11 protein-coding genes are annotated in these 14,300 nt (G+C 35.7%); all 11 read right to left on the bottom strand.

Features of this window, described 5'->3' with window-relative positions; all coding sequences use genetic code 11:
- Positions 1 to 147: 147 nt before the first annotated feature.
- On the bottom strand, positions 148 to 1,107 hold the full coding sequence (locus tag EAE92_RS06305; RefSeq protein ID WP_214067451.1) for a DMT family transporter: 960 nt from the start codon (positions 1,105 to 1,107) through the stop codon (positions 148 to 150).
- Between the two features lie 285 nt (positions 1,108 to 1,392).
- Positions 1,393 to 3,267: a polysaccharide biosynthesis protein gene (locus EAE92_RS06300; RefSeq protein WP_214067450.1), complete on the bottom strand. Its 1,875-nt coding sequence runs from the start codon at positions 3,265 to 3,267 to the stop codon at positions 1,393 to 1,395.
- Between the two features lie 9 nt (positions 3,268 to 3,276).
- A complete protein-coding gene (locus tag EAE92_RS06295; protein WP_214067449.1) occupies positions 3,277 to 3,888 on the bottom strand; it encodes a sugar transferase in 612 nt (203 codons plus the stop codon).
- A complete protein-coding gene (locus EAE92_RS06290) occupies positions 3,889 to 5,046 on the bottom strand; it encodes a DegT/DnrJ/EryC1/StrS family aminotransferase (protein ID WP_214067448.1) in 1,158 nt (385 codons plus the stop codon).
- 10 nt (positions 5,047 to 5,056) lie between these two features.
- Positions 5,057 to 6,067 (bottom strand): glycosyltransferase family 2 protein, encoded by a 1,011-nt coding sequence (locus tag EAE92_RS06285; RefSeq protein WP_214067447.1) that lies wholly within the window; start codon positions 6,065 to 6,067, stop codon positions 5,057 to 5,059.
- Between the two features lie 176 nt (positions 6,068 to 6,243).
- Positions 6,244 to 7,434 carry a glycosyltransferase family 4 protein gene (locus EAE92_RS06280; protein ID WP_246545036.1) on the bottom strand — a complete coding sequence of 397 codons (1,191 nt, stop codon included), beginning with the start codon at positions 7,432 to 7,434 and terminating at the stop codon, positions 6,244 to 6,246.
- Positions 7,435 to 7,478: 44 nt separating this feature from the next.
- The gene (wecB, locus tag EAE92_RS06275) at positions 7,479 to 8,549 is read right to left on the bottom strand and encodes a non-hydrolyzing UDP-N-acetylglucosamine 2-epimerase (protein ID WP_214067445.1); all 1,071 of its coding nucleotides are present in this window, start codon (positions 8,547 to 8,549) and stop codon (positions 7,479 to 7,481) included.
- A gap of 5 nt (positions 8,550 to 8,554) precedes the next feature.
- Positions 8,555 to 9,643, bottom strand: a complete 1,089-nt coding sequence (locus EAE92_RS06270; protein WP_246545035.1) for a glycosyltransferase — start codon at positions 9,641 to 9,643, stop codon at positions 8,555 to 8,557.
- Between the two features lie 1,230 nt (positions 9,644 to 10,873).
- Positions 10,874 to 11,986 (bottom strand): D-glucuronyl C5-epimerase family protein, encoded by a 1,113-nt coding sequence (locus EAE92_RS06265; RefSeq protein WP_214067443.1) that lies wholly within the window; start codon positions 11,984 to 11,986, stop codon positions 10,874 to 10,876.
- A gap of 1 nt (position 11,987) precedes the next feature.
- On the bottom strand, positions 11,988 to 13,196 hold the full coding sequence (locus tag EAE92_RS06260; protein WP_246545034.1) for an oligosaccharide flippase family protein: 1,209 nt from the start codon (positions 13,194 to 13,196) through the stop codon (positions 11,988 to 11,990).
- A gap of 20 nt (positions 13,197 to 13,216) precedes the next feature.
- The gene (locus EAE92_RS06255) at positions 13,217 to 14,287 is read right to left on the bottom strand and encodes a DegT/DnrJ/EryC1/StrS family aminotransferase (RefSeq protein ID WP_214067441.1); all 1,071 of its coding nucleotides are present in this window, start codon (positions 14,285 to 14,287) and stop codon (positions 13,217 to 13,219) included.
- Between the last annotated feature and the right edge of the window lie 13 nt (positions 14,288 to 14,300).

Genomic DNA, 14,300 nt, shown 5'->3' with positions numbered 1-14,300 from the left:
ATCTAAAAGGCTAGAGAAGAGAGGGGAGTGGTTGATGCAGATTCGGGAATATTTGGCAATATATGATTGATGGTCAGCAGAGTTTTAGTGGTTTTCTTTAACTATAACATTAAAGCGAGCCTAAACTTGCTACGAATAGAATCGCATTCATTTAAGTGTCAAAATCAATTTTTTGATATTAAGTGGATTTACGGCAGTTAGGAATGAGCCAGCAGAGACTCCTACACATAGGAGCACTAGTTTTATAGAGATAGGCTCATCTACCAGCAAACAAGCAAAGATGACTGCCCAGATAGCATAAGTGATGTTTAAACTCATCGCACGGATGGGTTGCAGCATGCAGATTGCTTTGTAGTAGAAGAGGTACGATAGCGTGGCTACCAAAGAAGTGAAAAATAATAAGGAGTATAATCCTGTATTTGAGAATATATTTACAATACCAGGAAAAGAGTGAATGAATAATATGATAATAACTAAATAGCCCACTGAGGATGATAATTGCCTGATGAAATAAGCAATATCAGCAGGTATATCTTTGTTCATGCCATAAGAGCTGATAACAACTTCGGAACTCCAGCCTAGCGCACATATAAAAGCGAATAGGAAGCCGATCCAGCCAGAGATTGTTTGAGTTGATGCTGAGTAACCTAATATCATGGTGCATACAACGGCTAATATTAGTCCCAATATACCGATAAGGTGAATGCGATCTTTAAGCAGGAAGAAAGAAGTTAGTGCGCCAATAGCAGGGTAAGTTGCCGAAATGGTTGCTGTGTAGCTAATACCAATGTATTGAATAGCTAAAATATAACAAGACATTCCTATTGGTCCACCAAATATAGCCGCCAGTATAATTATTCCATTTTTCTTGTTCTTGGGGATAAGGCGTATCGCTCGGTATTTTCCTTTAGCTATAAGATATATAAACATATATCCACATGAGATCAGATCATTTAGGAAAGCGAGTACGATGGGAATGAAGAAACAATAGGAAAGTGCGGTGTTTTTTAGTAATAATGCGAAAAGCACGCCACTTAGCCCCCAGAAGACACCAGAGGTGAGTCCATAGGCATTGGCTGTTATTTTACTATTAGTGAATATAGCCATTTGAGTACTTTTTCATAAATTTATAGATTCATGCCAAGGGGCTAGCCCCATAATTTCCAGATGTTTAACCATTTTCCTTTATTAAGGGAGGAATTGAAGGAAGTATAATGCATATGATATATCTAATAATGAGGTTTTTGTTGGCTTGTTATTTTTATTTTCTGAATTATGTGATTTTTAATTGCTCATGTGTTAAAAATCTTATAGGGTTATTGTTTATCCAGAAGGTTAATGTCGGTAATGTGACTTTCAGTCAGCTTCATGGCATGAATGTATTTATAGATTTTATTTTAGAAGATCGTAAATATAATCTTTAGGATGAAAATCAATAGGAGCATTGATAAGGATCTTCCTAATGTTTTTAAAATCGTAATTTTCACAAGATGTTTTTAAGTCATTTAATAACGGCTCTAATTTATCCCAAGTCAGAAAAATTTCATTGGCTGTCATTATTCTTGGGTGATTGGTGCCAGAAACATTATCACCAATTAATAGCTCTTCATAAAGTTTTTCTCCGGGCCTTAATCCGGTAATTTTGATTTCGATATCGCCATGAGGATTGGTTCCATCTTTCACTGTTAATCCAGAAAGGTGGATCATTTTTCGGGCGAGATCATAAATTTTTACTGACTCTCCCATATCCAGAACAAAAACGTCGCCATTATTGCCCAGTGCCCCTGCCTGGATGACTAATTGGGCGGCTTCCGGGATCGTCATGAAGTAACGGGTAATGTTTTTGTGGGTGAGGGTTATCGGTCCACCACTTTTTATCTGTTTCTCGAACAGGGGGACAACGGAACCGGATGAACCAAGAACGTTGCCAAAGCGAACCATTGAGAATTTTGTATGGCTGTTCTCTTTAGCAAAAGCTTGTAGTATCAGTTCGGCAAATCTTTTTGTTGCGCCCATTGTATTTGTTGGGCGGACGGCTTTGTCGGTAGAGATTAATACAAATTTGTCAACTTTTTGGTTAACTGCGGCTTTAGCCAGTGAAAGGGTGCCGAAGATATTGTTATTAATGCCCTCTATGGTATTCATTTCTACCAGTGGAACGTGTTTATATGCCGCAGCGTGATATATGGTATTAATGTTAAATTTATTGATTATTCTGGTTATTTTATCTGAATCTTTTATATCACCTAAAATTGCAGTAATCGTTATATTCAGATCTCTATCTGAGTTTATCTTTTGTAACTCTTTTTCTATTGAGTAAAGGCAGTATTCGGTTAATTCAAATAAGACCAGTTGCGAAGGAGATTGAGTGATGATTTGCCGGCATAACTCTGATCCGATTGAACCACCGGCACCGGTAATAAGCACATTTTTGTTTTTAATGTTTTTACTGAGTAAACTTTGTAGTGGATTAACTGGTTCTCTTCCTAGTAGATCGTTAATGGAAACACGTTTCAGTGAGTTTATTTGCGCTTTTCCTTCAACCAGATCATTGAAGCTTGGGATGGTGAGGATTTCACAATGCTCTTTTTGTAGTTTCTCAAGTATTTTTTTTCTATCAGATATAGATGCGCTGGGTATGGCTAATAATATTTTCTTTATATGATATTTTTCTACTAAGAGCGTTATCTTCTCTGGAGAAAAGACACAAATTCCATGAATAGATAAATTGTGTAATTTATGATTATCATCAACAAAAGCAATCGGATTGAATTCTCTATGCTCTCTTAATATAGGTAAGAGTTGTCGGCCAGATTCTCCGGCTCCATATATGATAACAGGCGCGCCTTTATATTTTATTAAATTACGTAGCGTTCTATAGACAAATCTTGTGCCGCAGAGTGAGATAACCAGAAAAGAAAAATAGATAATTGGTACAGTTCTGGGTAGAAATGCTTGCTGGTATAACGAAATTGCGGTCAATAATAGAGTAGATAGAAATGAACCAACAATGGTCCATTTCAATATACTCATGTTGACATATTTTAATATGGATCTGTAGAAACCAATTCTTAAGAAAATAAATAGCGTTAAAGGTATGGTGAATATAATAGTTAACCAATGTTGTAAGCTGTAGATGGGGACTTCTCTGTCAAGGCGTAGCCACATGCTTAGCCAGTATGAAATAATGATAATAAATATATCTACAATCAGAAGAACGATGGTTTTGATTAATCTATCTTGATTGAAAAACATTCTCTTGTTCATAATGGTTAATTACCTAAACACTACTTTGTAAATTGTTTTAAAAATGATCTTTAGGTCATAGAGAAATGACTTTTTATCAATATACTCTAAGTAGTACTTGGCTTTTATCGGCATAATAATATCGATATAAGCTTGATGAGGATCTTTATATTGGCTTAGTATCTGGTTTTCATCTATCATTTCTATGGAAGCCAAATCTGTTATGCCGGGTTTTACCGATAATATTTTGTTTCTGACATCATCTGGATATTTGTTCATAAATTGTGGTACCTCGGGTCTTGGCCCGACTAAGCTCATTTTTCCTCGAACAACATCAATCAGTTGAGCTAATTCATCAATTTTATATTTGCGTATAAATTTTCCTGAGTGGGTAATACGCAGATCGTGACCGATAGTGAGTTGTCCTTTTTGCTCCGATCCCGTCGTCATGCTCCTAAATTTGTGAATATAAAAATCTTGGTTATATTGGCCTACTCGTTTTTGTCGGAAAAAAATAGGACCTTTTGAGTCCATTTTTATCCAGATAGCAATAGTGATTAAAATAGGGAGTAATAGGATGAGTCCAATGAGAGAAGAAATAAAATCAAAAAGCCTTTTTATAGCTAAATAATATTTCGTCATTTATGCCAAGATCTCTTTAATTGTTTTGATAACGTAGATTTGGTCTTCTTTTGTCATTTTTGTATATAAAGGAATAGATACAATTCTTTTAAAATTTTCTTCTGCGATTGGGAAGTTGTTTTCATTAAGAGAATAGGTGTTTTTCCAGATGGGTTGTTTATGCAGTGGGATAAAATGGACAGAGCAGCCTATATTTTTTTCTGCCATTTTTATGATAAAGTCGTCTCTGGATATTTTGACTTCATCATTTAATCTTATGGTATATAGGTGCCAGGCGTGTTGGCTATTAGGTTCTTGAGGTTTAGTGGGTAAGATAATAGGCAGATCTTTTAATTCATCATCATAGAATTTCGCCATCTCCTCTCTTTTCTTGTGGAAAGTGTTTATTTTCTGTAATTGATGGATGCCGATGGATGCACAAATATCGGGCATGTTATATTTATAGCCTGGCTCAATCACTTCATAATACCAGGCAGGTATTTTAGATTGATATCTATCAAAGGCATCTTTGCTAATGCCGTGGAGACGCATTATTTTTGCCCTTTTTATGATATCTGGATCTCTGGAAACTAGCATGCCGCCCTCTGCTGTCGTCATGGTTTTATTCGCGTAGAAGCTGAATACGGTGACATCGGTGTCTAGTGTGCCAATTTTCTTTCCCTTGTATAAAGTCGGAAATGAATGGGCGGCATCTTCAATTATTCGTAAATTAAATTTTTTAGCTATCGCAATGATGGCATCCATATCACAGGATAAACCCGCAAAGTGTACCGGCATAATCGCTTTAGTTTTAGCAGTTATGGCTTTTTCTATTGCTATTGGATCAATATTCAGGCTGTCAGGTAAGGAATCGACAAAAATAGGGTGAGCGCCCAGATAACGGACAACTTCTGCGGTTGCCGTAAAGGTATAGGTAGGAACGATGACTTCATCACCCGGCTGAATACCAATAGCTTCCAATGCTAAATGCAATCCCGCCGTTGCTGAATTTACCGCTATGGCTTCAACATCAGAATCTAAATATTGCGCAAAATCTTGTTCAAATTTTCTGGTTTTAGGTCCGGTAGTTATCCAGCCTGTTTTAAGTGAGTCAATGACTTCATCAATTTCTTCTTGGCTGATTTCTGGGAGTGCGAAAGGGAGAAAAAAAGAGTTCATGATATAATCCTTATCTTTTGTTTTTTACGTGGAATTTCTTATTGAATATAATTTTCATTATTCCAATGAGATACCCTGATCCATAAGATAAATGTATGCACAGAAATATTAATGGTAAGAAAATATAGTTTTTTTTATTTTTTAAGTTGGCTCTTATTGATACCAGTAAAGTTAAGAAGAAATAGATAAAAATACAATCTATATATAAATGTAAAAATATTGAGCTAGTGAATGATAGAACTAATCCTAAGATTAGCCCTAAGACAAAAATTGGTGGTATTAATTGCCGGAATGATGTTATTTTTTTTAATTTTAAATTGACTAGTGGTTTAAATAATCCGTATTGGTAGAACATAGAACAGATTTTTTTAATTGAATCTCTGGGATAATAATCAATAGTAATATCTGGGGAAAGATATATATTACCTCCATGCTTTATAATTCTGTTGTTAAATTCATCATCTTGGTTTCTAATTAAATCCTCATCAAATAGCCCTATTTCATCGAATATTGTTCTTTTGAAAAAGCCGAAAGGTACTGTATCAACTCTTTTTATATCATTAATGCCAATTCGAAAATAGGAATTACCCATTCCAAAGCGAGTACTTAAGGAGTATGCAATATTATGGGCAATGGTTGTAGAATTACATGGTTTTGTATTAACAATTCCACCTATATTATCAGCGTCAAGTTCTTTTGATAAGTTATATAGTTTGGATAAGTAGTTACTGGGATAGCAGGAATGAGCATCGATTCTGGCTATATACTCCCCTGATGAGTTTCTTATACCAATATTCAGAGCAGCAGAAACATGTTTATCAGGGTTATATAGTAATTTTATGAATTCATATTTTTCAGTATAACTCTGAATTACCTTTAAAGTACTATCTGAGCTACAACCATCTATAAAAATAATCTCTAATTGCCCTGTAGGGTAATCTTGTTTTAGGAGTGATTCAATGCACCCTTCTATATATTTTTCTTCATCTAATATAGGGCAAATAACTGATATATTTATCATGGTTGAATAATCACTCTATTTGGATAGTAATGATAGCTATTTAAATATAATCCCTATATTTTTTTTAAATCTTCCGGTTTTAGGTCGAGTGGTTATCCACCATTGCTTTAAGTGAGTCAATGACTTCATCAATTTCAGATTGTCCAATTTCAGGTAATGCAAAAGGAAGGAATTTATTATTCATGATTGATTATGGCCTTGATGAAATTGTCTGCTAATACGGAATAAGCGTGATTTTCTAAAGCGTAAATTTTACCTTTTTGCCCCATTTGGTTTAATTCTTCAGTTGATAATTCACTGAGTTTTAATAAGGCTTGAGCAATGTCTTCTGGCTTGCCTGACTTAACGGTGATACCGCAATTCACTTCGGAAACCGGATCATTACCGGCATCAATCGCACATAAAATGGGTTTGCCCGCCATCATATAATCGATAAGTTTATTGGGGCTGATGCCAAATCTGAATAATGATTGTTTTTGTAACCCTATATAGGCAATGTCAATTTTATTGAGTAGTGTCGGGATTTGAGTTTTAGGGATCGGCTCAAAGAAGATAACGTTATTTATTCCCAGTGATTCAGATTCTTTAATTAAATTCTCCTTTTCGAAGCCAGTGCCAACCAATAAAAAAATAATGGGTTTATCATGAAGCAGTGAAGCTGTTTTGAGTAATCTTTCTAGTGCATTTGGCCGTCCGTGAGCGCCACAATAACATACAATTTTGTGCCCTTTATTTTTTTCAGCTGTGATTAACGTTTCAAGTAAGCTGTTTAATGGCGTGAGTTGATTTACCCAATCATCTATAACTACACCATTGGGAATAATATTTAATTTATTAAGACCTAATCCATGTGCTTTCGTATGTTCTTGTACGTTAGGAAGCATGGAAACAACCATATCCGCATATTTATAAGCCGAGTTTTCAGCGAATTGACATAATTGAATAAAGGGATGTTTCGGTGACATGCCACCTAATTCTATGGGGGAAAGCGGCCATAAATCATGCAGTTCAAAGACCAATTTGGCATTAGCTTTTTGAGCAATACGTTTTGCCACCCAGATATCCATCGGATAGGTGCTTGAAGCAATGACAACATCAGGTCGATATTTTTTAATTAGATTGTGACTATCAAACCAAATTTGCCGTAAAAAAGAGAAAATATTTTTGACTCTGGATAATCCATTTCCGCTATAGCTCGGGGTTGGATACCAGACATATTCTAATCCGTTAATATTTTCGGTGGTTTTTTTATTATCTATTAGCTTAGGTTGTTTTGTTCGGACATGAGAATAGGAGGCTGCGAGTAGGGTAATATTATGTCCAGATTTAATCCACTCTTGCCCTAAATGATATGGGCGAAATTCCATACCCAGGTCCGGCGAACCCGCATAATGGTTTATATAGACGATATTCATAGTAATTTTTCTAATTCGTCAGCAATTTTTGTCGCAGCGATACCGCCGCCATACATGGATTGAATAGAGTCCATATTAGTCCCTATCATGTCATGAACGGCCTGGATTATTTTTTTATTTTCAGCTTCTGAGAGTTTATTGACGCCGGCTTCAATTAATTCTACCCATTCAGTTTGATCTCTCACGGTGATACAAGGTTTACGGAAGAAAAAAGCCTCTTTTTGTAGTCCGCCGCTATCGGTAATAATCAGGGCGGTATTTTTGAGTAGCCAGATCATTTCTAAATATCCTACTGGCTCAATTAAATGGACATCTAAATGTAGGTCGTATTGCGCTAACATTTTTTTAGTTCTTGGATGAATTGGAATGATAACAGTAGCAATTCTTTTATGTATATCATTTAAGGCGTTTACAATTTCAGTTAAACGTGCCTGGTTATCGGTATTTTCAGCGCGATGGAGGGTGGTTAATATGAAGTTTTGTATGGAATCCAGCCCATCGGGTTTTTTGGCTATTTGGCTAAAATATAAAGCCGCATCTTCCATGACATCACCGACTTTTCTGATATGAACGGGCTTTGAGCCGAAGCCTTCTGCTTGTAGGTTATTGACGGCAATGTCTGTTGGACAGAACAGAATTGAACTCACATTATCGGTTAATATTCTGTTTATCTCTTCGGGCATCTGCATATTAAAACTGCGTAGACCGGCTTCAACATGGATAATCGGAATATGTAATTTAGATGCGGCTAGCGCGCCAGCTAAAGTCGAGTTTGTATCACCATATACCATGACGGCATCCGGTCTTTCTGTGATAAGTACTTTTTCAACTTCGATTAGCATCTTTCCGGTCATTTCGCCGTGCGAGCCGCCATGAATATTGAGGGTGTAATCCGGTTTGGGGATGGCTAATTCATTAAAAAATATATCAGACATATTAGTATCAAAATGCTGACCTGTATGAATGATAATCTCTTTAAATTTATTATGATTTTTTAAAGCGCGAGATACTGGGCTTGCTTTAATGAATTGCGGTCTGGCGCCTAATACGGTAATGATTTTTTTCATATCGATTAACGTCCAATGTGTTGGTAAAATTTGTTAAGTTTATTTTGTTCAATATCCCAATTGTATTTTTCATTGACTGCGATAAGCCCATTGCGACCCATTTCTTCCGCTATGTCAGGGTTATCTGATAGGTAATCTATCGCATTAGCGATTTCCTTAGGATTTAATGGGTCGATACAAATGCCACAATGGTTTTTTACAACAATATCCTTCCATAGTGTGAAATCTGAAGCGATGACCGGGATACCCGCGCTCATATATTCGAATATCTTGTTGGGTTGGGCATCGATATGGTTGGGGAGCGGGTGATATAGAACAATACCCGCAATAGATTGAGATAAAAGTTCTTTGGTTTCTATGCGATTTAAAAATCCCAGCTCATCTATTTTGTGCCAATTTTTCATACTTTTTATTTTATTTTCTAAATTTTTGTCAGAAAAATTGCCCGCTAATTTCATTGTCGTATTTGTTGTGAGGTAAGAGAGGGATTCAACCATCTCGGTTATACCTCTAATGTCAGAAATGCCGCCGACATAGCAGACTTGTTTTTCTTTTTCATGCCAGTTGGCGTTTTCATTATATAATTCACCTAATATGGGGTAATTATTAATGTCTATGGTATTGTTATTGAGTTTTAAGAATTTATCTCTTATTGATGGGGTGGCCGTAATAATTCCATCAAATTTCGGCGCAGAATATTTCTCGTAGAGGGAGAATAATTTAGAAATAATAACCCTGGTAAATTTATTTAAATAAGGTTTGCTAAAAATTTGTTTTGGGACATCTTCATGGGAATCAAAAATGATTATTTTACCTTTCTTTTTCAGTTTTAGTCCGATAGGGATGAGTTCTGGATCATGGAAATGATATAAGTCAGCGTCTAATTCTAGTGCTTTTTTATAGACTTTATCGGTTGTTTTAAAAATTCTATTTAATCGACCGGGTAATACACCGACATCAATGATAGCAATATTATTCTTGACTCCATTACCTTTGCCATCTGCGACAATAAGGGAGACCTCATGTTCTTTTTGTAAGGCGGAACATTCTTTTAGGAAAATACGGGTGTCGAAACGTGGATGTACCGAGGTCATATGTGTAATTTTCATAAGGATATTTTGTTAGTTTTTGTCGGGAATAAAAATAATAATATGCTTAATGCCAGCAACCCATAGGTCAGTAGCAATGCTGTAATCGCTGAGTTGGATATTGTATATACAAAGGGTAAATAGAGTGTCGTTGAAAATTCAAATGGAACCTTTTTTGAGCTCAGGTTCATGGCAAAGAGCAATATATTAAATATAAAAAAGTTTATTAATAAGCCCAGTGTGCCGTATCTGGCGATGCCGTCGCCAATAAAGCCGGTATTCGCCGATCCCGAGGTACCATAATAGATTTGAGAAACTATTTGAGGCGCTTCTGTCGTAAATTCACTATTAGTGTTGTAGATATAATCATAAAAGTAATAGGTGTTTAATGTGGGAGTGAAGAAGACTCTGCGTAGCCAATGTATCAGTGGATCATAGAAATCGAAAACAAAATATAATATCCCGGCGGTCAGGAATAAATAGAGAATGATGTTGATCACTGAGTTACTTATCGATCTTGTTCCTTTTATGTAGAAGTATAGAATGATAACGGCGAGATTCATGAATGCTATACTTTTTAGTCCTGAAGAGCTGTAGATTAAATAGGAGATCAAAATACTTATTGTAATGAGGAGATATCTAATAGGACCTTTTATATAGAGTGACGCTAATAGTAGCAATGGTGAAATAACATATCCCCCATTGGTGATGATATACATCGTGAGTAGCGGTGTGTTGTCTTTGAAGTGCTGTCTCACGGAATAAACTTTAAATATATTAGGGGGTATTAGACTTAATCCAGGATTACTCATGACGAATAAGAGTACAATAATGCCACATCCTATTATCAGTATTTTATATAAATCCCACGGAATTTTTAGTTTTGGCATCGTTATTCTATCTATTATCCGAAAGAATAATATTGATGAGAAAAACAATATGTTTATTGTACATACAAAAATGATTGAGTAGATAGAGGCCGAATTAATCAGTGGGAATATAATTGATACCGGTATAATGTAAGTGATATAGATTAACCATAAAAAAACCATCACGGGATTTTTTTGGTTGTTGAGTAAAATGAGCGGTAAGAATGATATCCAGCAGAAGAAAATACTTAAGTAACCTTGTGGGGTAATATTATAGCCTCTTACCTCATGGAATGTGTCTAATATAAGCACTGAGTTCAGGTAGATAATAACCTGATAGATAAATATTTTCAGGATTATTTTAATATTATTTTGCATTTTTTCTGATAAAGAAGTAAATGAGTGATAATACTAAGATAGACAGGAAATACATAGTGATAAATTGATAATATGCCCAACTCATAGGGCCGTGTTTTATGTAATAATACCCGCTATTAACGACAGATTTATTCCAGTTGTTATATAAGTCTATTATTTCTTTATTTTTAAAATTTTGATTTCTCTCTATCAGATCTTTTAAAAGAAGGGTATGTATTTTATGATATTTAATATTACAGGGATTGCCAATTAAATCATAGCTGGACCATTCGTTTTTTATGTCGAATTTAAATATATTATGGCTGATCGATTGATATAAATTATCGGATAGTCTTTTATTTCCATCTATGTTTAGATAATTTTCAAAGGATTCGATACCATAAGTAGAGTAGATCATACCATTTAATACAAAAGCCAATTGGTCTGAATCGGCTTGAGGATCAACATATTCTTCAATCCAGGGCATATTATCTAATGTTGTTAAACTGCCGCCTTTATGGATAGGTGCTAGTGATGATTGATAGAGTAATTTTGACGTTAGCAGATATTTATCATCGCCAAAATGGTCATAAGCTCTTAATAGGAGAATTATGGCATAAGCATCGGTTAATCCAGACCACCAGGGGGCAAAGAGTTTATTGTTTTTATAGCCTTTATATGACCAATCGAAATCATATAAGTAATGATTTTCACCATGAAATAATTTTATATTATTTAATAACCAGTCGGCTGAAAACTTAAAATTAGCTATCAGCTCTTTTTGATTGAATTCAGGTGGGGGTACATTCCAGCCGGGTAAGGATGAATCAGTTCGCCATAATATATTAACATTATCTTTATTTAAGCTTAAAGAAGAGTATATCAGGCCATAGTGAACAACATAAAATGGGGATAGGAATGGTTTAGGAATATGGGGTGAGTGCGATAATGGAAAACCATTGCTATTAAACTCGCGTTGAGCAAATTTCCCTTTCATGACCAAGCTTCTTATATTCCCGTTGAATTCTTCTAATTCATAAGCATATTTATTGAATGTATAGCTGACAATCATCACGATAATGATATAGGGGATTATTTTTATTATATTTTTGCTTTTCTTCATTTTAACCTTCTTTACGCATGAAAGATAATTTTAAAATATAAGCCGTACTCGCCATATAAAGAATAAAACTTGTGAGTGAAAATAATAACAGGGTAAGATAAATATCGCCTAATAGATATCCAGTAAGGAGGGCGATTAATCTTAATATAATCGATATTGTTTGAATAAATAAATTGCTTTTCTGATGTTCATAAATGGATAAATATATCGATAACGATGAATATATTATTTGTCCGCATAAGTGTGGTATTAAACATAATAGATATTTACCTGATTCAAGCCATCCTTCACCGAAAATAAAGGTTATAATGGGTATGCCCGCGAAGTATGTCACTATAGCAAATGAAATAGCAATGAGCGTTAGGCAATAAAATGTTTTTTTTATCTTTAAAAAAGGTGATGTAATCGTGTCTTTTAAATATCCTTGTAATACAGACGAAACGGTTTGGGTTAATAGTGTAATTGGGGCGCCTGATATTCTCGATGCAATTAAATAAAATCCTGCGGGTTTTAGTCCATAGGTGGATATGATAAATAATTGAGGCAGTTCATTACTTAATGTGTTAATGAGAGCCGCAGGAAAATCATAAACCGGAAATTTATAATATTTGTGAGCAAGCAGTTTTACTTTTTTAAATTCATTTTTGTTGATAATTAAACGATATTTGGATCTTTTACCTAAAAATAGAACACCTAATGATTGACCTAATATTTGGCCTAAGATAAGACTGCTTGCGCCTAAATGGGCAATACCGCCAATGATTTGAGTGCTAATCATGGCAACGGTTTGCGTTATTTTAGTGATAGAGAGAGCATGGTATTGCTTGTCTCTTATACTATTAAAACTGACTGCACGATAAAACCCATAGGTGATAATACCTAAGGGGATATAGTATATATAATTTCCTATAATTATCTTTTCTGGGATATTAGATATTGCAATAACAGTGATAACTATCAAGCTAATGGTTATGGGAATAATGCAAGATAATGTGATTAGTGAATTAATTTCACGCGTTTTTCCTGATGCGCTGATTGAAAACTCATAACGAAGACAAGCACCGACGGCAAAAACACTTAAAAGCGATGAAAATGAAGCATAAATACCTAATTCTTCAGGTGAAAATAGTCTTGTTAATACCGGTGTTGATAGCAGTAATAATATCTGGCTGAATAATGATGAGAGTAATAAGCCAGATATATTTCTCAATAATTTATAATTCATAGATTTTAAATTGAACTGGCAATTTTATTAATTAAATCTATGGATAAATAGGGGTGCATAGGCAAACTAATGACTTCTTGTGCGATTTCATCTCCGACAGGCAGAGCAATATGGCTGGCCACCGCGGGTTGTTTATTCAGGGGAATAGGGTAATGCACGGCGGTTGGAATGCCCTGTTCTTTTAATTTATGTTGTAATTCATCGCGGTTTTTAACCCGGATAGTATATTGCGCATAGGCCGAGAGATTGTGAGGTTCAATATAGGGCGTGGTCATGATGCCGATATTGTTCAACGCCTGATGATAGTTTTCTGCCACGCTCTGACGTAATGTCATTTCTTCATCGAATATCTCCAGTTTGGGCAGCAGAATAGCCGCTTGCAGGGTATCTAAACGGCTGTTCACTCCGATTCGGATATGGTGGTATCGTCGGTCTTGTCCGTGTCGGGCAATTTGACGAATAATTTTCGCCAGTTCTTCATCGTGGGTGAAAATAGCTCCACCGTCACCGTAACACCCTAACGGTTTACTGGGGAAGAAACTGGTGCAGGAGATTTTGGTTAAATTGCAGGAACGCTTGCCTTTATAGGTGGCGCCGAAACTCTGGGCGGCATCTTCTATCACGGTAAGATTATATTTTTCGGCGATGGCATTGATTTCGTCAAAATCGGCACATTGACCAAATAAGGAAACCGGAATGATGGCTCTGGTTTTTGGGGTAATCGCCGCTTCAAGTCGCGCTGGATCTAAATTATACGTTGTGGGTTTGACATCAACATAAACTGGGATACCGCCCAGAAGCGCAACGGTTTCAGCGGTGGCAATGTAGGTAAAGCCCGGGGTAATCACTTCGTCGCCGGGTTTGATGCCAATCGCCATTAAAGCAATTTGCAGGGCATCGGTACCATTGGCGCAGGTAATGCAATATGGTGCGCCCGTATATTCAATGAGTCTGTCTTCTAATTCGGCGACTTCGGGTCCTAAAATATATTTGCCGTGGGTGAGGACTTTTTGGATATTCGCGTCAATTTTATCTTTAATTTTAAGCTGCTGTGCTGCCAGATCGGTAAATTGCATGCCTTGGTCCTTG

Source organism: Photorhabdus hainanensis (assembly GCF_018448965.1).
Classification (GTDB): domain Bacteria; phylum Pseudomonadota; class Gammaproteobacteria; order Enterobacterales; family Enterobacteriaceae; genus Photorhabdus; species Photorhabdus akhurstii.
The sequence above is the reverse complement of the archived record's forward strand: the minus strand, read 5'-3'. Positions and strand labels throughout refer to the sequence as shown.